The 21,267-nt window shown below is 71.5% G+C and carries 17 protein-coding genes; 7 read left to right on the forward strand and 10 right to left on the reverse strand.

Going from position 1 to position 21,267, the window contains the following annotated elements:
• Positions 1 to 81 precede the first annotated feature (81 nt).
• Together OG965_RS18355 and pth are read left to right on the forward strand one after the other, a co-directional pair.
• Positions 82 to 669: a 50S ribosomal protein L25/general stress protein Ctc gene (locus tag OG965_RS18355; protein WP_371653161.1), complete on the forward strand. Its 588-nt coding sequence runs from the start codon at positions 82 to 84 to the stop codon at positions 667 to 669.
• 70 nt (positions 670 to 739) lie between these two features.
• A complete protein-coding gene (pth, locus tag OG965_RS18360; protein WP_371653162.1) occupies positions 740 to 1,321 on the forward strand; it encodes an aminoacyl-tRNA hydrolase in 582 nt (193 codons plus the stop codon).
• 161 nt (positions 1,322 to 1,482) lie between these two features.
• Here the strand turns inward: pth and ppc are convergent, their stop codons facing one another.
• On the reverse strand, positions 1,483 to 4,212 hold the full coding sequence (ppc, locus tag OG965_RS18365; RefSeq protein ID WP_371653163.1) for a phosphoenolpyruvate carboxylase: 2,730 nt from the start codon (positions 4,210 to 4,212) through the stop codon (positions 1,483 to 1,485).
• Positions 4,213 to 4,430: 218 nt separating this feature from the next.
• Here ppc and OG965_RS18370 point away from each other — a divergent pair, with 218 nt between their 5' ends.
• The 3 genes from OG965_RS18370 to OG965_RS18380 all read left to right on the forward strand — a co-directional run bounded on the left by OG965_RS18370 (position 4,431) and on the right by OG965_RS18380 (position 8,143).
• Positions 4,431 to 5,459, forward strand: a complete 1,029-nt coding sequence (locus tag OG965_RS18370) for an acyl-CoA desaturase (protein WP_371653164.1) — start codon at positions 4,431 to 4,433, stop codon at positions 5,457 to 5,459.
• Positions 5,459 to 6,157: a TetR family transcriptional regulator gene (locus OG965_RS18375; RefSeq protein ID WP_371656977.1), complete on the forward strand. Its 699-nt coding sequence runs from the start codon at positions 5,459 to 5,461 to the stop codon at positions 6,155 to 6,157. Before OG965_RS18370 ends, OG965_RS18375 begins: the two co-directional genes overlap by 1 nt.
• A gap of 279 nt (positions 6,158 to 6,436) precedes the next feature.
• Entirely contained in the window at positions 6,437 to 8,143 is a 1,707-nt protein-coding gene (locus tag OG965_RS18380; RefSeq protein WP_371653165.1) for an FG-GAP repeat domain-containing protein, read from the forward strand.
• 68 nt (positions 8,144 to 8,211) lie between these two features.
• Here OG965_RS18380 and OG965_RS18385 read toward each other — a convergent pair whose 3' ends face one another.
• Positions 8,212 to 9,198: a methyltransferase domain-containing protein gene (locus tag OG965_RS18385; RefSeq protein WP_371653166.1), complete on the reverse strand. Its 987-nt coding sequence runs from the start codon at positions 9,196 to 9,198 to the stop codon at positions 8,212 to 8,214.
• A 131-nt stretch (positions 9,199 to 9,329) separates the two neighbouring features.
• Between OG965_RS18385 and OG965_RS18390 the strand changes: the two genes are divergently transcribed.
• On the forward strand, positions 9,330 to 9,827 hold the full coding sequence (locus tag OG965_RS18390) for a MarR family winged helix-turn-helix transcriptional regulator (RefSeq protein WP_101388686.1): 498 nt from the start codon (positions 9,330 to 9,332) through the stop codon (positions 9,825 to 9,827).
• On the opposite strand, the gene OG965_RS18395 is transcribed toward OG965_RS18390, so the two are convergent.
• A complete protein-coding gene (locus OG965_RS18395; protein ID WP_371653167.1) occupies positions 9,786 to 10,565 on the reverse strand; it encodes a LuxR C-terminal-related transcriptional regulator in 780 nt (259 codons plus the stop codon). The genes OG965_RS18390 and OG965_RS18395 overlap by 42 nt on opposite strands.
• Before the next feature lie 229 nt (positions 10,566 to 10,794).
• Between OG965_RS18395 and OG965_RS18400 the strand changes: the two genes are divergently transcribed.
• A complete protein-coding gene (locus OG965_RS18400; protein ID WP_371653168.1) occupies positions 10,795 to 11,235 on the forward strand; it encodes a GNAT family N-acetyltransferase in 441 nt (146 codons plus the stop codon).
• 25 nt (positions 11,236 to 11,260) lie between these two features.
• Here OG965_RS18400 and galK read toward each other — a convergent pair whose 3' ends face one another.
• The 7 genes from galK to OG965_RS18435 all read right to left on the reverse strand — a co-directional run bounded on the left by galK (position 11,261) and on the right by OG965_RS18435 (position 21,237).
• Entirely contained in the window at positions 11,261 to 12,433 is a 1,173-nt protein-coding gene (galK, locus tag OG965_RS18405; protein WP_371653169.1) for a galactokinase, read from the reverse strand.
• The gene (gene galE, locus OG965_RS18410) at positions 12,426 to 13,394 is read right to left on the reverse strand and encodes a UDP-glucose 4-epimerase GalE (protein ID WP_371653170.1); all 969 of its coding nucleotides are present in this window, start codon (positions 13,392 to 13,394) and stop codon (positions 12,426 to 12,428) included. Before galE ends, galK begins: the two co-directional genes overlap by 8 nt.
• Positions 13,391 to 14,440, reverse strand: coding sequence for a galactose-1-phosphate uridylyltransferase (gene galT, locus OG965_RS18415; protein WP_371653171.1), 1,050 nt, complete (start codon positions 14,438 to 14,440; stop codon positions 13,391 to 13,393). Before galT ends, galE begins: the two co-directional genes overlap by 4 nt.
• A gap of 139 nt (positions 14,441 to 14,579) precedes the next feature.
• The gene (locus OG965_RS18420) at positions 14,580 to 15,254 is read right to left on the reverse strand and encodes a LuxR C-terminal-related transcriptional regulator (protein ID WP_371653172.1); all 675 of its coding nucleotides are present in this window, start codon (positions 15,252 to 15,254) and stop codon (positions 14,580 to 14,582) included.
• 265 nt (positions 15,255 to 15,519) lie between these two features.
• Positions 15,520 to 17,328 carry a PQQ-binding-like beta-propeller repeat protein gene (locus OG965_RS18425; RefSeq protein WP_371653173.1) on the reverse strand — a complete coding sequence of 603 codons (1,809 nt, stop codon included), beginning with the start codon at positions 17,326 to 17,328 and terminating at the stop codon, positions 15,520 to 15,522.
• A gap of 49 nt (positions 17,329 to 17,377) precedes the next feature.
• Positions 17,378 to 19,174 carry a PQQ-binding-like beta-propeller repeat protein gene (locus tag OG965_RS18430; RefSeq protein WP_371653174.1) on the reverse strand — a complete coding sequence of 599 codons (1,797 nt, stop codon included), beginning with the start codon at positions 19,172 to 19,174 and terminating at the stop codon, positions 17,378 to 17,380.
• Positions 19,175 to 19,431: 257 nt separating this feature from the next.
• Positions 19,432 to 21,237 (reverse strand): ABC-F family ATP-binding cassette domain-containing protein, encoded by a 1,806-nt coding sequence (locus OG965_RS18435; protein ID WP_371653175.1) that lies wholly within the window; start codon positions 21,235 to 21,237, stop codon positions 19,432 to 19,434.
• Positions 21,238 to 21,267 lie beyond the last annotated feature (30 nt).

Below are 21,267 nucleotides of genomic sequence, written 5' to 3' on the forward strand. Positions count from 1 at the left end.
TATCGACGCGCTCTTCGTAGCAGGCCAGTCGTGGCCGGGTAACCCGCCACAGCTATCCATCTGCGTATACGAGGAGTGCACATGTCCGAGGTCAAGATCGCCGCCGAGGTCCGTTCCGAGTTCGGCAAGGGCGCCGCCCGCACCATCCGCCGCGCCAACAAGGTTCCGGCCGTCGTCTACGGCCACGGCACCGAGCCGGTCCACGTGACCCTGCCGGGCCACGAGCTGCAGCTCGCGCTCCGCACCCCGAACGTCCTGCTCTCCCTGGACGTCGACGGCAAGAACGAGCTCGCGATCCCGAAGGCCGTCCAGCGCGACGCCATCAAGGGCTACCTGGTCCACGTCGACCTGCTGCTCGTCAAGAAGGGCGAGAAGGTCACCGTCGAGGTCGGCGTCCTGACCGAGGGCGAGCTGGCCCCGGGCAGCTTCCTGGTCGAGAACGTGCTGAACACGCTCTCCGTCGAGGCCGAGGCCACCCACATCCCGACCTCCGTCACCGTCTCCATCGCGGGCCTGGAGGCCGGCGCCTCCATCCACGCCAAGGACATCGCGCTGCCCAAGGGCACCACCCTGGCCACCGACCCCGAGGCCGTCGTCATCCAGATCCTGGCCGCCCAGGCCGAGGAGCCGGCCGCCGACGCCGAGGGCGCCGAGTCCGCCGAGGCCTGAGCCTGAGTGGGGGGCGCTCCGGCGCCCCCCGCACCCCCTCCCCCCCTACTCCCCGCGGAGACAGACGCACATGGACGCCCCCTGGCTCGTCGTGGGCCTCGGCAACCCCGGCCCCGAGTACGCCGCCAACCGGCACAACATCGGGTTCATGGTCGCGGACCTGCTCGCGGGACGCATGGGCGCCAAGTTCAAGGCGCACAAGGCGCGGGCCCAGGTCGTCGAGGGCCGCATCGGCCCGGCCGGGCCGCTGAACCGCCGGGTGATCCTGGCGAAGCCCCTGTCGTACATGAACCTCTCCGGCGGGCCCGTCACCGCGCTGCGGGACTTCTACAAGGTCCCCACCGAGAACATCGTGGCCGTCCACGACGAGCTGGACATCGACTACGGAGTGCTCCGCCTGAAGCTCGGCGGCGGCGACAACGGCCACAACGGCCTCAAGTCGATGACCAAGTCGTTCGGCCCGGACTACCACCGCGTCCGCTTCGGCATCGGGCGCCCGCCGGGCCGTATGCAGGTCGCGGACTTCGTCCTGAAGGACTTCTCGTCGACCGAGCGCAAAGAGCTCGACTACTTCGTGGACCGCGCGGCCGACGCCGTCGAGGCGCTGGTCATCGAGGGTCTTGAGCGCGCGCAGTCGACGTACAACTCCTAAGAGCCTGTCTTTGAACCCCCGTCTGCGCCCCGACGCCCGGCACGCACGCTCGGCGTGCGGGCGGACGACGGGGGTTCAAAGACAGGCTCTAACGCGCCACCGCACCACAAAGCCCCGGCAGCCGATCGGCCACCGGGGCTTCGCCATGTTCCGCGCGGGGATCAGCCGGTGTTGCGCAGGCCCGCCGCCACACCGTTGACGGTGAGCAGCAGCGCCCGTGCGAGCAGCGGGTCGGGGCTCTCGCCGCGCTCCGCCTCGGCCCGCTGACGGGCGAGCAGGGACACCTGGAGGTAGGAGATCGGGTCCAGATAGGCGTCCCGGATCGCGAAGGTCTGCTGGAGCACCGGGTGCGAGCCGAGCAGCTCCTCGCCGCCGGTGATGCGCAGCACCTCGCTCACGGTGAGCGCGTGCTCCGCCTCGATGTCGGCGAAGACGTGCCTGAGCTCGTCCGGCACCAGCGTGTCGACGTAGTGGCGGGCGATCCGCAGATCGGTCTTGGCCAGCGTCATCTCGACGTTGGAGATGAAGTTCTGGAAGAAGTGCCACTGCTCGTGCATCTCGTCCAGGACCGTGTCCAGACCGGCCTCGCGCAGCGCCTTGAGGCCCGACCCGACGCCGAACCAGCCGGGCACGATCTGCCGCGACTGCGTCCAGCCGAACACCCACGGGATGGCCCGCAGCCCGTCCAGGCCCGCGCCGGAGTCCGGGCGGCGCGAGGGGCGCGAGCCCAGGTGCAGCTCGGCGAGCTGGTCGACGGGCGTGGAGGCGAAGAAGTACGCCGGCAGGTCAGGGTCCTCGACGAGCTTGCGGTAGGCCGCGTGGGCCGCGTCGGAGACCGTGTCCATCGCCGCGTCCCAGCGCGCGAGCGCCTCGTCGGACTGGCGCGGGGCCGTGTGCAGGGCGGACGCCTGGAGGGTGGCTGCCACCGTCAGCTCCAGGTTCTCCCTGGCCAGCGACGGGATGAGGTACTTGTCGGAGATGACCTCGCCCTGCTCGGTCACCTTGATCTCGCCCTCCAGGGTGCCCCAGGGCTGCGCCAGGATCGCGTCGTGCGAGGGGCCGCCACCGCGGCCGACGGTGCCGCCGCGGCCGTGGAAGAGCCGCAGCCGTACGCCGTAGCGGTGGGCGACGTCGCGCAGCCGGCGCTGGGCGCGGTGGATCTCCCACTGGCTGGTGGTGATGCCGCCGAACTTGGAGGAGTCGGAGTAGCCGAGCATGACCTCCTGGACGTCGCCGCGCAGCGAGACGAGGCGCCGGTAGGAGGGGTCCGCCAGCATCTCGTCGAGGATGACGTCGGCGGCGCGCAGCTCGTCCGTGGTCTCCAGGAGCGGCACGATGCCGATCTTCGCCCAGCCCGCGTGCAGATCGACGAGCCCGGCCTCGCGGGCGAGCACGGCCGCCGCGAAGACGTCGTCGGCGCCCTGGCACATCGAGATGATGTACGACTCGATGACCTCGGGGCCGAACCGCTCGAAGGCCTCCTTGATCGTGCCGAAGACGCCCAGGGTCTTCTGCCCGGCCTCGTCCAGCGGCGCGGGTGTGGGGGCCAGCGGGCGGCGGGAGCGGAGCTCCTTGGCGAGCAGCTTCTGCCGGTACTCGCGCGGCATGTCCGCGTACCGCCAGGACTCCTCGCCCAGGCGGTCGAAGAGCTGACCGAGGGCGTGGTGGTGGGCGTCCGCGTGCTCGCGTACGTCCATGGTGGCGAGCTGGAGGCCGAACGCGGCCAGGGTGCGGATCGTCCGGTCCATCCGGCCGTCCGCGAAGAGCGCGCCGCGGTGGGCGCGCAGCGACGTCTGGATCAGCGTGAGGTCGGCGAGCAGCTCGGAGGTGCCCAGGTAGTCGCGGCCGCTCTGGTGCGGGGTGCCCTTGGCGAGCCGCTCCTTGGTGTTGACGAGCTTCTGCCGTACGCAGGTCGCCTTGAGCCGGTAGGGCTCCTCGGCGTTGAGCCGCTTGTAGCGGGGGCTGATCTCGGGGAGCGCCTCCAGGTCGGCCTGGAGGGAGGCGAGGAGCTCCTCGGTGGCGCCCGCGTACCGGATCGAGTTGGAGAGCAGCCCGCGCAGGAAGTCGATCACTTCGAGCGCGTCGTTGATGCCGTGCTCGTGCTGGAGGATCAGCACGTCCCAGGTGACCTGGGGGGTCACGTTGGGGTTGCCGTCGCGGTCGCCGCCGATCCAGGTGCCGAAGGTGAGCGGCCGGGTGCCGGCGGGCAGCTCGACGCCGACCCGCTCCAGCTCGGCCGCCAGGTCCTCCAGGACGTCGCCGACCGCGTTGGCGTGCAGCTCGTCCAGGTAGTAGATGGCGTTGCGCGCCTCGTCGGCGGGCTCCGGGCGGACCACGCGCAGCTCGTCGGTCTGCCAGATGAGGTCGATGTTCTCGGCGAGCCGCAGGTCGTGGCGGCGCCGGTCGGCCTCGGTGACCGGGGTGTCCAGGAGCGCCGCGATCCGGCGCAGCTTGTTGAGGACGGAGCGGCGGGCCGCCTCGGTGGGGTGCGCGGTGAAGACCGGGCGCACGTTCAGGTTCTTGACCGTCTCGCGCAGGTGCTCGGGGTCGGCGTCCTTGAGCATGTCGGCGGTGCGGGCGAGGAGCCCGCCCTCGGCGGCCCGGTGGGCGCGCAGCTCACGGCCGCGGTGCACCTGCTCGGTGACGTTGGCGAGGTGGAAGTAGGTGGAGAAGGCCCGTACGAGCTTGGCGGCGGTCTCCACCTCGGTGCCGCCGAGCAGCTCGGCGGCGGCCTCGCCGTCCGTACGGGTGAGGGCGCGCACGCGCTCGACGAGCTCCAGGAGCTCGGGCCCTTCCTGGCGGACGAGCGCCTCGCCCAGGAGGTCACCCAGTCGGCGGATGTCGGCGCGAAGCTCGGGGCTGGCGGCGGGGGTCTGGTCGGCACTGCTCACAGGTGCGGCTCCTTGCAGTGTTTGAGCACGTCTGGAGGGGTACTGGAGGCTTGCGGACCGCGCTGTCCGACGAGACCCAGGATAGGTGTCCGTACGCGCGTCGCAGTCCACTGCCCTCTTGTACGGGGCGGCGGCACTGCCATACTTACGTCGCCGTAGGTTACGGATGCGTAGCCTGGCCTCTCGTCTTCCTCTCTCACCCCGCAGGGGGATTCCGCATGACCACAAGCCCTGACCTCGTCGACCCGGCCACCGAGCCGCCGGGTCCCTCCGCCACCCGCGGGGGCGAGAGCAAACGGTCCGTCGAACAGATCGCGCTGCTGCTCTTCATCGTCGTGCCGTTCGTGGCCCTGCTCGCCGCGGTGCCGCTGGCCTGGGGCTGGGGTGTGAGCTGGCTGGACCTGGGCCTCATGGTCTTCATGTACTACCTGGGCTGCCACGGCGTCACGATCGGCTTCCACCGCTACTTCACGCACGGCTCCTTCAAGGCCAAGCGCCCGCTGCGGATCGCCCTCGCGGTGGCCGGGTCGATGGCCGTGGAGGGCCCGGTGGTGCGCTGGGTGGCGGACCACCGCAAGCACCACAAGTTCTCCGACGCGGAGGGCGACCCGCACTCTCCGTGGCGGTTCGGCGAGACGCTGCCCGCGCTGATGAAGGGCCTGTGGTGGGCCCACATCGCCTGGATGTTCAACGAGGAGCAGACCTCGCAGGAGAAGTACGCGCCCGACCTGATCAAGGACCCGGCGATCCGCCGGATCTCGCGCGACTTCGTCTGGTGGACGATCCTGTCCCTCGCCATCCCGCCGGTCGTCGGCGGTCTGGTGACGATGTCCTGGTGGGGCGCGTTCACCGCGTTCTTCTGGGGATCGATGGTCCGCGTCGCACTGCTGCACCACGTGACCTGGTCCATCAACTCCATCTGCCACGCGGTCGGCAAGCGCCCCTTCAAGTCCCGCGACCGCTCCGGCAACGTGTGGTGGCTGGCGGTCCTGTCGTGCGGCGAGTCCTGGCACAACCTGCACCACGCCGACCCGACCTCGGCGCGGCACGGCGTGATGCGCGGCCAGATCGACTCCAGCGCCCGGATCATCCGCTGGTGCGAGCAGCTGGGCTGGGCGTACGACGTGCGCTGGCCCACCGAGGCCCGCCTCGACGCCAAGCGCAGCGAGCCCGGCGCGCCCTCCCGGCGGGCGGAGAAGGCCCACGAGGAGAGCGCCCGTAAGGAGAAGGCCGCAGAGGCGGCATGATGGAGGACGTGGCGACCGACTCCAGCACCACCCGCACGACCAGCAACAACGGCTCGGCGGGCACCGAACGACCCCGGCGGACCCGCCGTACCCGGATGACGGGCGCGGAGCGCAGGGAGCAGTTGCTGGACATCGGCCGCACGCTCTTCGCCGAGAAGGGCTTCGAGGGCACCTCGGTGGAGGAGATCGCGGCGAAGGCCGGCGTCTCCAAGCCGGTGGTCTACGAGCACTTCGGCGGCAAGGAGGGGCTGTACGCGGTGGTGGTCGACCGCGAGATGCGTTCGCTCCTGGAGGGGGTGACGGGCGCCCTGACGGCGGGGCACCCGCGCGAGCTCCTGGAGCAGGCCGCGTTCGCGCTGCTCGACTACATCGAGAAGTACACCGACGGGTTCCGGATCCTGGTCCGGGACTCGCCGGTCGCCCAGTCGACGGGCACCTTCGCCTCGCTGATCTCCGACATCGCGACCCAGGTCGAGGACATCCTCGGCCTGGAGTTCAAGGCCCGCGGCTTCGACCCCAAGCTCGCCCCGCTGTACGCGCAGGCGCTGGTCGGGATGGTCGCGCTGACCGGCCAGTGGTGGCTGGACGTGCGCAAGCCCAAGAAGGCGGAGGTCGCCGCGCACCTGGTGAACCTGGCGTGGCACGGCCTCGACGGCCTGGAGCAGAAACCGCGGCTGATAGGGCACCGCAAGAGCTGAGCGGTGGGTGGGTCCCGAATGATCTCGAATGGGTCGCGAGTTTCACTCGTGGCCCATTTTCCACTTCAACCACCCCCGTATCAGCTGTAGGCTTCACGCACATTCCCGGGGGGGATTCCCGCATTCCTTCGTGAGCGGCCACGCGTGCCTCAACGTCCTTTTCGACGCGCTGCGTGTGGGCCCAACGAGGAATGCTCCCGCGTGCTCCGCTTTCGCGTGAGCCGCGATGAATTCGACCCGGTTCCACCCGCATATTCCCTGGGGGGAATTTTGTCTTCTGTGCGCACCTTGCGCCCCGGCCGCCTCACGGCCTGCACCGCCCTCGCGCTCTCGGCCGGCATGCTCCTTTCGGGCACGGCCTCGGCCGACGAGGCGCCGAAGGCCCCGAAGGCGACCGCCGAGGCCGCCAGGCCGTCCGCCGGCAGCCCCGCGGGCGCGCTCCCCGAGCGTCTCCACCGGTCGTCGGCCGTCGCGGCCGCCACCGCCGCCAAGCCGCGCCTCGACCTCAACAAAGACGGGTCCACGGACCTGCTCTACCGGGGCGTCGACAACCGGACGTACCTGGAGACCTGGACCGAGAAGGACAACGGGGAGTACGCCAACTCCTTCGGCGCCTACAAGGACCTCGTCACGCCCGGCGACCTGGACGGGAACGACACCCCCGAGCTGCTGACCGTGCAGCCGGACGGAACGCTCTCGCTCTACGCCGACGTGACGAACAGCGGCTCCAACTACCCGACCTGGTCGGGCGGCGGCTGGAACGCCTACAACAAGATCGTCGGCGCGGCCGATGTGACCGGTGACGGCAAGGGCGACCTCCTGGCCCGCACGCCCGGCGGCGACCTGTACCTGTACCCGGGCAAGGGCGTCTCGGCCGGTGACCCGTTCGCCGGGCGCATCAAGGTCGGCGGCGGCTGGCAGGGCTACGACCAGCTGGTCGGCGCGAACGACATGAACGGCGACGGCTTCGGCGACGTCGTGGCCCGCACCCCGGGCGGCGACCTGTACTTCTACGCGGGCACCGGCAACGCGGCCGACCCGCTGAAGTCCCGCGTCAGGATCGGCGGCGGCTGGACCGCGTACAACCAGATCCTCTCGCTCGACGACGGCAACGGCGACGGCTACGCCGACATCGCGGCCCGCAGCAACGGCGGCACGCTGTACTTCTACGCGGCCGACGGCAAGGGCAACTTCAACAGCCCCACGAAGATGGGCTCGGGCTGGGAGTACACCCAGGCCTTCAGCGGTACGGGCGCCAACGCGACCCCGGTGAAGAGCAGCATCATCGGCCGCGACACCAAGGGCACGCTCTGGCAGTACTACTCCGAGTACAACGGCCAGCTCTCGCAGCGCTACCGGGCCAGCGACGACGGCGTCTTCGCGAACTCGCGCCGCCTCGCCTTCGCGGCCTCGATCAGCGGCGGGCTCTACGGCGACCTGCTCCAGTGGGGCGACGGCCACCTCTACATCGGCGTCAACCTCAGTGACGCGGGCGGCGGCTGGGGCGGCTTCAACACCCTCGTCGGCGCGGGCGACCTGAACAACGACGGCAAGAACGACCTGCTGGCCCGCGACGGCTCCGGCGCGCTCTCGCTGTACCGGGGCTACGGCAACGGCTACCAGTTCTCCTCCCGCCTGAACATCGGCGGCGGCTGGAACGCGTACGACAAGATCGTCGGGGCCGGTGACCTCACCGGGGACGGGCTCACGGACATCGTCGCGCGCACCGGCGACGGCAAGCTGTACCTGTACCAGGGCACCGGCGTCTCCACCTCGCCGTTCAAGGCGCGGGTCTACGTCGGCCCCGGCTGGCAGCAGTTCAAGAACATCGCGGCGCCCGGCGACCTCAACGGTGACGGCCGCGCGGACCTGATCGCCACCAACTCCCGTGGCGAGGCGTTCCGTTACGACTCGAACGGCTACGGCGGCTTCAAGTCCCGCGTGAAGCTGGGCGACGGCTGGAACGCGTACCGCGACCTCTACTAGGCCGTGACATGAGAGTGCCCCGCGTCCCTTTCCAGGGGCGCGGGGCACTGCCGTGTGCGCGCACTACATCAGCGGTCCTTTCTGCGCGCGATCGCGAAGATCCGGCGGAACGGGAAGACCGTGCCGTACGCGCCCGGCGGGTACGCGCGGCGCAGCAGGTCGCGGTATTCGGCGAGGAAGGCCTCGGTCGCCTCCTCGTCGTCGGCGAGCGCGGTCAGGGCCGGGCGCAGGGCGGTGCCCTTGACCCAGTCCAGGACCGGGTCCTCGCCGGGCAGCAGCTGTGAGTAGGTCGTCTCCCAGACGTCCGCCTCGCAGCCGAGGTCCGTCAGACGCAGCAGGTAGTCGGCGGGTTCGAGGATGTGGACGTAGCGGCGCCCGTGGTCGCCCAGCAGGCCGCGCCAGCGCGGCGACTCGCAGAGCTCGCCGAGCAGGGCGTGGCTGGGCGAGGTGAAGTTGCCGGGGACCTGGAAGGCGAGGGTGCCGCCGGCGGTGAGGCCGTCGAGCCAGCGGGCGAAGGACTCCGGGTGGTTGGGGACCCACTGGAGGGCCGCGTTGGAGACGATCAGGTCGTACGGCTCCTCCGGCGTCCAGTGGGCGAGGTCGGCGGGGCGGAAGTCCAGCCAGCCGCCGCCCCGGGTGGTGCCCGCGTGGTCCTTGTCGGCCTGGGCGAGCATCTCGGGCGAGAGGTCGAAGCCGGTGACGCGGGCGTCGGGCCAGCGGTCGGCGAGCAGCGTGGTGACGTTTCCCGGGCCGCACCCGAGGTCCGCGATCCGGGCGGGCGGGGGGCTCCCGGGGCCCGGAGGGACGTCCGGGGTGCGCGGGGCGCCCACTCCCCCGGCGGCGGCCGTGTCGGCGGCGGCCGCGCCGGCGGAGCCCGGCAGCGCCGGGATCCTCGCCAGAAGATCGAGGAACGGTCGGGTGCGATGGCCGGAATGGTGCAGGTACTGCTGCGGATCCCAGAGGGGAGCGGGCAGCTGGGCAGGTGTCCGGGCGGACGTGGCGGTGGACTCCCGGGGCGGCGCCTCGACGGACTCCGGGACGAAATCGGAATGCATGTTCGAGCCCCCTTGCAGGTACGGGTGGGCGAAGCGGAACAGGGTCCCGGCCCCTCCATGCCCAATGGTGGGGGTTTATATATCTTGACGTCAAGAGACTTCACATCGACAGACCCTCTACACTGATCGTCATGGAGGACGAGGTCGACCGACTGGTCTCAGCATGGCGCCGCGAGCGCCCGGACCTCGACGTGGAGCCGCTGGAGGTACTCAGCCGCGTCAGCAGGCTGGCGCGCCACCTCGACCGGGCGCGCAGACTCGCCTTCTCCGAGCACCAGCTGGAGCCCTGGGAGTTCGACGTCCTGACGTCGCTGCGGCGCGCGGGCGCGCCCTACCAGCTCTCTCCCGGGCAGCTGCTCACCCAGACGCTGGTCACCTCCGGCACCATGACCAACAGGATCGACCGGCTCGCCAAGAAGGGCCTGGTCGAGCGGCTCCCCGACCCCAGCGACCGGCGCGGGGTGCTGGTCCGCCTCACCCCCGAGGGGCGCGACCGCGCGGACCAGGCACTGGCCGGGCTCCTGGAGCAGGAGCGGGCCATCCTGGCCCAGCTTTCGCGCACCCAGCGGGGTGAACTGGCCGGGCTGCTACGCCAGTTGACCGCCCCGTTCGACAACATCCCCGGCTAGGTCGGCCGGCCCGACCCCGGCCCGGCGCGCCAGCGCGACGGCGGCCAGCGTGGAGTGCACACCGAGCTTGCCCAGCACGTTCTGCATGTGCGTGCGGACCGTGTGCGGGGAGAGGAAGAGGCGCTCGGCGACCGCCTTGCGTCCTAACCCGGCGACCATGCACCGCAGCACCTCGCGCTCGCGCGGGGTCAGCGACTCCACCAGGCGCTCGCTCTCGGTGCGGTGCTTGCGGGCGGCGGTGAGCTCGCGCAGGACGCCGGTGAGCAGCGCGGGCGGCAGATGCGTCTCGTCCCGCAGTACGCCCCTGATCACCGCGAGCAGCCGCTGCAGCGAGCAGTCCTTGGCGACCCAGCCGGACGCCCCCGCCTGGAGGGCGAGCGCGGCGCGGCGCGGGTCGTCCTTCTCGGCGAGCACCACCGTACGCACGGCGGGCTGGCCCGAACGGACCCCGGCGACCAGCGAGATGCCGTCCACCAGGCCGTCGGCACCACCGCCGTCCGGCACGGCGCGGGCCACCGGTGCCCCGGCGAGCGTGCCGAGGTCGGCGTCGACGAGCATCACGTCGAAGCGGCGCCCCTCGGAGGCCCCCCGCTCCAGACAGCGCAGCGCGGCCGGGCCGCTGCCGGCGGCCGCGACGTCGACGTCGGGCTCGGCCGCCAGGGCGGCGGCCAGCGACTCAGCGAAGATTCGGTGGTCATCCACCACGAGAACCCGGATACGAACCACAGACACCCCCATGCGTCGGGGAACGGACCGGTCAGGGCACGGCGCCCGGAACAGGGGGAACGGCAGTCGCGCGGCCGCCGCCGTGGACTGACGTGTACCCCACCCCGGGCGTCGTACCCGACTGTCTCGCCCCCTGATCAACACCGGCCCCCACCGGTGCTGTGCTTCAGAGTAGGGCCGTCGGCCGGAAGCGGAAGGCAAATTGCAGAACTGATTGGCCAGGGTGTTTAGGGTGTGGCCCATGTTTCGTTTTGAGACGGAAGTGGACAAGGCGCGACGGATTCTGCTGGGTCAGCGGCTCAAGGACACCAATACGGAACGTTCTTCGGCACTGCGCGCCCTGCGCGGCGCCCCGGGCGAGAAGGAACAGCCGCTGCACGTCTGGGCGCTGGACGAGAAGGGCGCCCTGGCGGGCGGCCTCACCGGCCGCACCTGGGCGACCTGGCTCCATGTGGACCTGCTGTGGGTGGACGCGGCACACCGGGGCACGGGCCTCGGCGCCGAACTCCTCGCGCGCGCCGAGGAGTCGGCCCGCACCGAGCACTCCTGCGCCTGGTCGCGCCTGGAGACCTGGGACTTCCAGGCGCCGGGCTTCTACCGCAGGCAGGGGTACGAGGTGGTGGGCGAGGTGCCCGACTATCCGCCGGGCGTAACGGAGTTCATCCTGACCAAGCGGCTGTGAGCCGGGGCGGGCCGCGAGCCCCCGGTCAGCTCCTGCGGCGCGCTCCCGCCGACGGGACCGCCGGGAAGACCCTGGGCGCGGTGCAGCCGGCCGCCGCGAACGCCTCCTCGACCGACTTGGTGACCGTGTCCACCGTCGCCGCCTCGGCCAGGACGATCGCGGACCCGCCGAAGCCGCCGCCCGTCATCCGCGCGCCGAGCGCCCCGGCCGCCACCGACGCGGCCACCACCAGGTCCAACTCGGCGCAGGAGACCCGCAGATCGTCGCGGAGCGAGGCGTGGCCCTCGGTCAGGACCGGGCCGGCCGCGCGCGGATCGCCCGCCGCGAGGTGCGCCGCGACCCGCTCCACCCGCTCGTTGTCGCTCACCACATGGCGTACGCACCGGCGAACGGTTTCGGAGTCGAGCCTGGCCAGCGCAGTGTCGAGGTGCGCGTAAGGAACCTCGCGCAGGGTGCGCACACCGAGCGCCCGCGCACCCGCCTCGCAGGCGGCGCGCCGATCGGCGTACGCGCCGTCTCCGAGCGCGTGCTTCACCCGGGTGTCCACGACGAGGAGCGCGAGTCCGTGCGCCGCGAGGTCGAAGGGGACCTGGCGCAGCGAGAGGTCCCTGGTGTCCAGGTGGAGCACATGGCCCTCGGCGCAGCAGGCGGACGCGGTCTGGTCCATGATCCCGCAGGGGACGCCCACGAAGGCGTTCTCGGCGCGCTGTGCGAGGCGCGCCAACTCGGGCCGGGCGAGCCCGAGTCCGTACAGGTCGTTCAGGGCGAGCGCGGTCACGACCTCCAGGGCAGCCGAGGAGGAGAGCCCCGCGCCGGTCGGCACCGCCGACGACAGATGGACGTCCGCGCCCGTCACCGGGTGCCCCGCCGCCCGCAGCGCCCAGACCACACCCGCCGGGTACGCCGCCCAGCCACTGCCCGAGAGCGGCTCCAGGGCATCGGCGTCGAGCTCGACCACCCCGCCGTCCATGTCCGCCGAGTGCAGCCTGAGCACCCCGTCGGTGCGCCGCGCGACCGCCGCGACCGCTGTGTGCGGCAGCGCCAGCGGCATCACGAAGCCGTCGTTGAAGTCGGTGTACTCCCCGATGAGATTGACCCGACCGGGCGCCTCCCAGACCCCCTCGGGGGCCCTGCCGTACAGCTCCTGGAACTCCTCGGCGATGTCAGTGATGTCAGCGATGTCAGCGGGATCAGCCATCCGCGTTCTCCCGCCGGGCGAAGTCCCAGGCGTCCGCGACGATCCCCGCGAGGTCCGCGCGGGAGGGCTGCCAGCCGAGCCGCTCGTGCGCGCGGGCGGCGGAGGCCACCAGGACCGCCGGGTCGCCCGGCCGCCGCCCGGCCGTGACCTCGGGAACCGGGTGCCCGGTGACCTTCCGTACGGTCTCGATGACCTCGCGGACGGAGAAGCCGTTGCCGTTGCCGAGGTTGCAGATCAGGTGCTCGCCCGCGGTGGCCGCGTCCAGCGCCAGCAGATGCGCCTCGGCCAGGTCGGCGACATGGATGTAGTCGCGTACGCAGGTGCCGTCCGGGGTCGGGTAGTCGTCCCCAAAGACCGAGATCGACTCCCGCTTGCCGAGGGCGACCTGGAGGACCAGCGGGATCAGATGCGACTCGGGTTCGTGGCGCTCGCCGCAGTTTCCGTACGCCCCGGCCACGTTGAAGTACCGCAGCGAGACGGCCGCGAGGCCGTGGGCGGCGGCCTCGCCGGTGATCATGTGGTCGACGGCGAGCTTGGAGGCGCCGTAGGGGCTGGTGGGGGCGGTCGGGTCGGCCTCGGTGAGCAGGGCGGAGGCCGGTTCGCCGTAGGTCGCGGCGGTGGAGGAGAACACCAGCTTGCGCACGCCCGCCGCGCGCATCGCGTCAAGGAGCGCCATGGTGCCGCCGACGTTGTTCGTCCAGTACTTCTCGGGGATGGCCACCGACTCGCCGACCTGCGAGAACGCGGCGAAGTGCAGTACGGCGTCGTACGAGGCGTCCAGCCAGCGCGCGGCGTCCTGGATGCGGCCCTCGATGAGCTCCGCGCCCGCCGGGACGGCCTCCCGGAAGCCCGTGGAGAGGTCGTCGAGGACGGTCACCGTGTGGCCCGCCTCCAGGAGGTGGCGCGCGACCACGCTGCCGACATAGCCGGCGCCGCCGGTGACCAGGTACTTCCCGCTCATGAACTCGCTACCTCTCGCAGTCGCCGGGCCGCGGCCTCCGGCGGCACGTCATTGATGAACACACTCATGCCGGATTCGGAACCCGCGAGGAACTTCAGCTTGCCGGAAGTACGGCGAACGGTGAAAAGCTCCAGATGCAGAGCGAATTCGTGCCGGTCGGCGCTTTCGGAGAAGGGCGCCTGGTGCCAGGCCGAAATGTACGGCGTGGGCGGTTCGGCTTCCCCGAAGATCCGGTCGAAGCGCCTCAAGAGTTCCAGATAGATCTGTGGGAACTCTGTGCGCGCCTCGTCGTCCAGGGCCCGCAGGTCCGGGACGCGCCGACGGGGGTAGAGGTGCACCTCGTACGGCCAGTGCGCGGCGTACGGCACGAAGGCGACCCAGTGCTCGCCCTCCAGGACGACGCGGACGCGCTCGGCGAGCTCGCGCTCGACCACATCGTCGAAGAGGTTGCGGCCGCCGGTGCGCTCGCGGTGTTCTGCCAGCGAGCGGAGCATCAGGGCGGTGCGGGGCGTGGTGAAGGGGTAGCCGTAGATCTGGCCGTGCGGGTGGCCGAGGGTGACGCCGATCTCGGCGCCCCGGTTCTCGAAGCAGAACACCTGCTCCACCTGCGGGAGTTCGGCGAGTTCGGCGGTCCGGTCGGTCCAGGCCTCCAGGACGAGGGCGGCCTGCTCCTCGGTCAGGTCGGCGAAGGAGGCGTCGTGGTCGGGGGTGAAGCAGACGACCTCGCAGCGGCCGGATGCCCCGGCGAGGGACGGGAAGCGGTTCTCGAAGACGGCCACGTCGTAGTCGGCGGCCGGGATCTCGCTGTGCCGCCCGTCGCGCGAGGGGCACAGGGGGCAGGCGTCGGCGGGCGGGTGGTAGGTGCGGCCCTGGCGGTGGGAGGCGATGGCCACGGAGTCCCCGAGCAGGGGGTCGCGGCGGACCTCCGAGGCGGTGGAGACGGGGTCGAGCGGCCGGGTGTCCGTCTCGTCCCGTACGACGTCGTCCCGCGAGTCGTAGTAGAGCAGCTCACGGCCGTCGGCGAGCCGGGTCGACGTCTTCTTCACCTGCACCTCCATCAAACAGAACCGAACATAAAGAACCACGAGCCAACACCATCAGTCAATGGGCGCGACGAAGACGGCCGGACGTGCGTGTGGGCGCGACCGCCACGCGGTCGCGCCCACAGCAGGAAGAAGACAGGGGTCAGCCCGTCGGCGGGACCGCCCGGTCCAGGAGCCCCGTGCGGGCGGCCAGCGCCGCCGCCTCAAGCCGGGAGCCGACGCCCAGCTTCATCAGGACGCGCTGGACATGGGTGCGCGCGGTGGAGGGGGCGATGCCCATGCCCGCGGCGATCAGCCGGGTGTCCTCGCCGTCCGCGACCCGGACCAGCACCTCGACCTCGCGCGGGGTCAGCATCTGCAGCAGCCGCTGCCCCTCGTCGTCCGGCTGCGCGACCGGGTTGAGCAGCTCCGCGAAGGCGCCCTGGAGCAGCTGCGGCGCCACCGCCGCCTCCCCGGACCGCGCCTTGACCATGGCGCGCTCCACGCCCTCGATGCGCTCGTCGTGCCGTACGTAACCGGAGGCGCCCGCGGCGAAGGCCGCCGCGATCCCGCGCGGGCTGGGCACCGGCCCGAGCACCACCACGGCCACCTGCGGCCGCTCCCGCTTGATCCTGACGATCGGGTCGAACACCCCCGGCTCGGCGGGCGTGGCCGTGCCGAGCAGACACACCTCCGGCGCCCGTGCCACCACCAGCTCCGCCGCCCCGGCGACCGGAGCGGCCGCGGCGAGCACCCGGTGCCCGCGGAGCTTGAGTGCCGAGGCGAGCGCCTCGGCGAGCAGGCGGTGGTCGTCGACCACCATGAGCCGCACGCCCATCGAGCAACCCCCATCCCCCCGGGGCACGTTGCCAACTCCCCTGGCCCGGCCCCTCCCTGCCCCGGCAAGCTACACGCTTGTTCGACGTCGCGCTCCCCCTACCGGTGAGAAGACGCCCGGATTGCCGAAATCCCCGGCATTCAGGACTACTTGGCGAACAAGCGTGTCCGCCCAGGTGAACGCGGCGGCCCCGGCCGCGGAGGGTGCTCCGCGACCGGGGCCGCCGTGGTGGAGAAGTTGACGCCGTACGAACGGCGGCGCCGGATCAGCCGGTGCCGAGGCCGATCAGCAGGTACTTCTTCTCGTCGGTCACCGTGCTCGGCTTGGAGAGCAGCGTCGCCGACATGAAGAGCTTGCCCTGGTTGTACCGGATCTCGCCGTACTCCGGCCCGAACTGCGAGAGCGCGTCCCGCACGGAGGTGTCCGCCGGGTTCTGCAGCAGGACCGTCTGCTTGAAGCTGCCGCCGTCGACGCTGACGATCTGGCTGCCCTTGTCGTACGGGGGCTTCTTGAACGCGATGACGTTGTTGCCGTCCATCCGCAGCGGCGCCAGCGAGGAGCCGTCGCCCGCGTCGGCCTTGCCGGGCACGGGCTGGCCGGTGGCCAGGTCGAACGCGAGGATCTCGTTGGTCCGGCCGGAGTAGCCGTTGCCGCCCGCGCCGTCGTGCTGCTCCGTCGGGACGTACAGCTTGCCACCGCCCGCCGCGACCGAGGTGCACTTCTCCACATCGGTGGAGTCACAGTCGGCGGCGTACTTGTCGCCCGGCGCCGGGATGCGGGCCAGCAGCTTGCCGGTCTTGTCGTCGATCGAGAAGAAGTCCGAGATCCCGCTGCCGTCCCCGGCGGTGTCACCGACGTCGGCCGCCACGACCAGCGGCTTGGTCGAGACGATGTGCGCGTACTGGACACCGGCCGGCATCTTGTACGAGGCGGCCGGCGCGCCCGTCTTCGGGTTCAGCGGCTGGATGGTGACCGTGGGGTTGTCGTAGTCGCCGCACTTGCGGACCGCGACCAGCGCCTCGCCGCCGCCGTAACCGGCGTCCTTGCACTGGTCGGTGGTGATCTTCGGCTGCCACAGCAGCTTGCCGGTGGCCAGGTCCCAGGCGGAGCCGCCCGAGGTACCGCCGGTGGCGACCGTGCCGGCGCCGACGGTGACCTCCTCGTACATCGCCTTGCGGTCGCCGTCCTTGACGGAGTTCGTCCAGGCCAGCTTGCCGGTGGCGAGGTCGAGCGCGGCGACCTCGGTGCAGCGCGCGTACTTCTCGCCGGAGGCCTTGGGGCCCTCGTAGATGATCGCCGTCTTGCCGTCGGAGGTGACGTGCGTGGTCGCCGCGCAGACCGCGCCGGGCAGCGGCAGCTTCCACAGCTGGGTGCCCTTGGCGGGGTCGTAGCCGACGATCTCGTTGACGCCCGACTTGGCGTACACCTTCTCGGTCAGCCAGGAGCCGTTGACGTGGACCAGGTCGGCGACCTTGGGCTGCGGCACCTGGAAGAGCACCTTGGAGGCGACGTTGGCGGGAGCCTGCTCCTTGCCGCCGCCCCCGGTCGAGCCGCCCTCCTTGCCGTCCTTGCCGCCGTCGGCGCCCTGCGTGGAGGACTTGGACTCGTCCTTCTTGTCGCCGTCCTTGCCCTTGGCGTACCAGATGCCGCCGCCGACGATCAGCGCCACCGCGACGACCGCCGCGATGATGATCGTCGTCTGGGTGCTGGGCTTCTTGCCGCCGGGGCCGCCCGGGGCGCCCTGCGGCGCCATGGGCTGGGTGGCGGGCTGGCCGGGGTAGCCGTAGCCCTGCTGCGGCTGGCCCGGGTAGCCGTAGCCCGGCTGGGCCGGGGGCGGCGTCTGCGGATAGCCGTACGCGGACGGCTGCCCGGGCGGCGGGGTCTGCGGATAGCCGTACGCCGGGGCCGCCGGCGGCTGGGCCGGAGGCGTGGGCGGCATCGCCGGGGGCGGCGGCGCCGGGGCGCCGAAACCGCCCGCCGGGGGCGGGGTGGGCGCGCCGAAGCCGCCCGCCGGGGGCTCCTGCGGGGCGCCGAAACCGCCCGGCTGCTGGGGCGGCTGAGGGGGCTGACTCATGGCGTACGTACCTCTGCGGAAGGGAAGTGGGCGGAAGCGGGCGCGTTCATCAGTTGCCGAACCCCATCAGGGCCTTCTCCTTGGTGTCGCCCTTGGGGCTGGACACCCGGCCGTTGAGGATGAACAGCCGGCCGTCGCGGTAGGCCACGTGCTTGGAGAAGAAGCCGTTCTCGATGGAGGCGGTGGACGTCGGGTTCTGGAGCACGATCTTCGGCTGGCCGCCGGTGGCCGCGATCTCCCCGACCGCGCCGCCCTGCTCGGTGGTGGGCGCGATGTAGGCGAGGAGCTTGCCGTTCTCGACGCTCAGCGGCAGCATCGTGCGGGCAGCGCCCGCGGTCGAACGCCACTTCTCCTTGCCGGTGTTGAGGTCGAACGCCACGACCTCGTTGGTGCGGCCGTAGCTCTCGCCGGTGCTGCGCTTGGGCTCGGTCGGCAGGTAAAGCGTGTTGGCGTCGGCGGCGGTGCCCAGGCAGCCCTGGAGGTCACGGTCCATGATCGCCCAGCCGCACTCCGGCTGGAAGCTGTCCTTGCTGCTCAGCTCGGAGCGCAGCGAGCCGTCGGGCTTGAACGTCGAGATGTTGAACTGCTTCTTTTCCTTGTTGGTCAGATAGACCACCAGCGGCTCGGCGGAGAAGACCCGGGAGACCTTCCAGCCCTTGGGGAACTGCTTGGTCCACTTGGGCTTGCCGGTCGTCGCGTCCAGCTCCTGGATCTGGTCGATCCCGAGCGTGTCACCGCCGACCGTGCAGCTGCCCGCCGCGATCAGCCTGGCGCCGCCCGCGAAGGCGTCCGCGCGGCAGTTGCCGCTGCGCTCCTGGCCGAAGACCTTCTTGCCGTCGACGACCGAGAAGCCGCTGACGCCGCCCATCCGGGCCACCGCCACGGTGTTGCCGCTGATCGCCATGTCGAAGCTGGTCATGATGTCGAAGGTGTTCTCCGACGGGACCGGCACCTTCCAGCCCGCCTTGCCGGCCGCGAGGTCGACCTGCTGGAGCTGGTTGCACTTGGCGTTCTTGGTGTTGTTCTCCTGCACACCGAGGACGATCTTGCCGTCGGCGGTGGTCTGGTGCGGCGCACCGCACAGCGGAGCGCCCAGCGGCACGCTCCACTTCTGCTTGCCGTCCGTCACCGAATAGCCGATGACCTCCTTGTACATCGCCTTGACGACGGTGTCGCCGATCACCCAGGGGCCGGACTGCTCGGCGCCGTTCTGGGTCAGCTGGGTGGCGTTCTCCTGGAGCCAGACCTTCGCCTCGCCGTCCTTGCGGCCCGCGTTGAGGTCGTCGCCCCCGGCCCGGCCGTCGCCCTTGCCGTCGCCGGTGCCCGTCGTCGGGGAGCCGGTGGGCTGGACGGCCTGGCTCTTCTTCGCCTCGGGCTTCTTGTCGCCGTCGCCGCCCTTGGTCGCGAAGTACACGCCGCCGCCGACCACGAGCAGACCGGCCACGGCCGCCGCGACGATCACGGCCGGCTTGCCCTTGAAGGGGTTGCGGCCACCGCCCGGCTGCTCCGGCATCGGGGCGCCCGGGTACTGGGGCTGCGTCGGGTAACCGCCGTACGGGCTCTGCTGGGCGTACGGGCCCGGCTGCTGGGCGTACGGGCCCGGCTGGCCGGGTGCCTGCGGGTAGCCGTAGCCCGGCTGGGCACCGGGCGCCTGCGGATAGCCGTACGCGGGCGCGCCCTGCGGCGGGGCGGGCGGCATCGCGGGCGGCGGACCGGCGGGCGGCGGACCGGCGGGCGGCGGCGGCATCTGCGGCGGCTGGCCGGGCGGAGTGGGCGCCCCGGCGGGCGGGTTCGTGGGTGCCCCGAAGCCCCCCTGCGGCGGCTGCTGGCTGGGCGGCTGGGTCACAGCGTGTTTCCCCCTTCGTGCGGACCGCTGCCCGAACGGACTCCCCCGCGTTTCCGGAGCGGAATCGGACATGGTGCCGCACAGTTTGCGTCAGACGAGCGGGGCTTCTTTCTATCACCCACAACCCCTCGAACAGGGGGCCGGTCCGCCCCTGTTCCCAAGGGCGGACCGGCCTGTGATGTGCCTGTTATGGAGTTTGCACGTGCTCTTTACGACTCGTCACGCGTCCTCACGCGCATCACGCGCCCCACGCGTTCCTAGGCCTCCTCGGCCAGTTCCAGCCAGCGCATCTCCAGGTCGTCGCGCTCGCCGATGAGCGCGCGCAGCTCCGCGTCGAGCTTGGCGACCTTCTCGAAGTCCGTGGCGTTGTCCGCGATCTGGGCGTGCAGATTCGTCTCCCGGTCGGAGATCTTGCTCAGCTGCCGCTCGATCCGCTGGAGTTCCTTCTTGGCGGCCCGGCTGTCGGCGGACGAGGCCGTACCGGCGGGCCGGGCGGCGGCCGGCGCCGGGGCGGGGGCCGCCGACTCGACCATCCGCTTGCGCCGCTCCAGGTACTCCTCGATGCCGCGCGGCAGCATCCGCAGGGCCGCGTCGCCGAGCAGCGCCCACACCCGGTCGGTGGTGCGCTCGATGAAGAACCGGTCGTGCGAGATGACGACCATCGAGCCGGGCCACCCGTCGAGCAGGTCCTCCAGCTGGGTCAGCGTCTCGATGTCGAGGTCGTTGGTGGGCTCGTCGAGGAACAGCACGTTCGGCTCGTCCATCAGCAGCCGCAGCAGCTGGAGGCGGCGCCGCTCACCGCCGGAGAGGTCCCCGACCGGCGTCCACTGCTTCTCCTTGGTGAACCCGAACTGCTCGCACAGCTGCCCGGCCGTCATCTCCCGGCCCTTGCCGAGGTCGACCCGGTCCCGGATCTGCTGTACGGCCTCCAGGACCCGCAGCTCGGCGGGGAGTTCGGTGACGTCCTGCGAGAGGTAGGCGAGCCGCACGGTCTTGCCGACCTTGATCTGCCCGGCCGCGGGCTGCGCCTCGCCGTCGGTACGGGACGCCTCGGCCAGCGCCCGGAGCAGCGAGGTCTTGCCCGCGCCGTTCACCCCGACCAGGCCGATCCGGTCGCCCGGGCCGAGCTGCCAGGTCAGATGCTTGAGCAGCACCTTGGGCCCGGCCTGGACGGTCACGTCCTCCAGGTCGAAGACGGTCTTGCCGAGCCGCGCGTTGGCGAACTTCATCAGCTCGGAGGTGTCGCGCGGCGGCGGCACGTCCGCGATCAGCTCGTTGGCGGCCTCGATGCGATAGCGCGGCTTGGAGGTGCGGGCGGGGGCGCCGCGCCGCAGCCAGGCCAGCTCCTTGCGCATCAGGTTCTGCCGCTTGGCCTCCTCGGTCGCGGAGATGCGGTCCCGCTCGGCCCGGGCGAACACGTAGTCCGAGTAGCCGCCCTCGTACTCGTAGACGCTGCCCCGCTGGACGTCCCACATCCGGGTGCAGACCTGGTCCAGGAACCACCGGTCGTGGGTGACGCACACCAGCGCCGAACGGCGGGCCTGGAGGTGGGCGGCCAGCCAGGCGATGCCCTCCACGTCCAGGTGGTTGGTGGGCTCGTCCAGGATGATCAGGTCCGGGTCCGCGATGAGGATCTTGGCGAGCGCGATGCGGCGGCGCTCGCCGCCGGAGAGGGGGCCGATGACCGTGTCCAGGCCGCTCTCGAAGCCGGGCAGGCCGAGGCCGCCGAACAGACCCGTCAGCACGTCGCGGATCTTGGCGTTGCCCGCCCACTCGTGGTCGGCGAGGTCGCCGATCACCTCGTGGCGGACGGTCGCCTCCGGGTCCAGCGAGTCGTGCTGGGTGAGCACGCCGAGCCGCAGCCCGCCCACGTGGGTGACGCGGCCGGTGTCCGCCTCCTCCAGCTGCGCGAGCATCCGGATGAGGGTGGTCTTGCCGTCTCCGTTGCGGCCGACCACCCCGATCCGGTCCCCTTCGGAGACGCCGAGGGAGACGCCGTCGAGCAGGGCACGGGTGCCGTATACCTTGCTGACTGCCTCGACATTGACCAGATTGACGGCCATTTCACTCCTGAGCAGGGGGCTTGGATCGTC

It is taken from the genome of Streptomyces sp. NBC_00224 (genome assembly GCF_041435195.1).
Taxonomy (GTDB): domain Bacteria; phylum Actinomycetota; class Actinomycetes; order Streptomycetales; family Streptomycetaceae; genus Streptomyces.

Bases quoted from the DNA above. Each gene is read 5' to 3' on its own strand.
- pth (WP_371653162.1), top strand. From the start codon at position 740: ATGGACGCCCCCTGGCTCGTCGTGGGCCTCGGCAACCCCGGCCCCGAG.
- OG965_RS18385 (WP_371653166.1), bottom strand. From the start codon at position 9,198: ATGCATTCCGATTTCGTCCCGGAGTCCGTCGAGGCGCCGCCCCGGGAG.
- OG965_RS18425 (WP_371653173.1), bottom strand. From the start codon at position 17,328: ATGAGTCAGCCCCCTCAGCCGCCCCAGCAGCCGGGCGGTTTCGGCGCC.
- galK (WP_371653169.1), bottom strand. From the start codon at position 12,433: ATGGCTGATCCCGCTGACATCGCTGACATCACTGACATCGCCGAGGAG.
- galE (WP_371653170.1), bottom strand. From the start codon at position 13,394: ATGAGCGGGAAGTACCTGGTCACCGGCGGCGCCGGCTATGTCGGCAGC.
- OG965_RS18435 (WP_371653175.1), bottom strand. From the start codon at position 21,237: ATGGCCGTCAATCTGGTCAATGTCGAGGCAGTCAGCAAGGTATACGGC.
- OG965_RS18390 (WP_101388686.1), top strand. From the start codon at position 9,330: ATGGAGGACGAGGTCGACCGACTGGTCTCAGCATGGCGCCGCGAGCGC.
- OG965_RS18355 (WP_371653161.1), top strand. From the start codon at position 82: ATGTCCGAGGTCAAGATCGCCGCCGAGGTCCGTTCCGAGTTCGGCAAG.
- OG965_RS18420 (WP_371653172.1), bottom strand. From the start codon at position 15,254: ATGGGCGTGCGGCTCATGGTGGTCGACGACCACCGCCTGCTCGCCGAG.
- OG965_RS18375 (WP_371656977.1), top strand. From the start codon at position 5,459: ATGGAGGACGTGGCGACCGACTCCAGCACCACCCGCACGACCAGCAAC.
- OG965_RS18370 (WP_371653164.1), top strand. From the start codon at position 4,431: ATGACCACAAGCCCTGACCTCGTCGACCCGGCCACCGAGCCGCCGGGT.
- OG965_RS18400 (WP_371653168.1), top strand. From the start codon at position 10,795: ATGTTTCGTTTTGAGACGGAAGTGGACAAGGCGCGACGGATTCTGCTG.
- OG965_RS18395 (WP_371653167.1), bottom strand. From the start codon at position 10,565: ATGGGGGTGTCTGTGGTTCGTATCCGGGTTCTCGTGGTGGATGACCAC.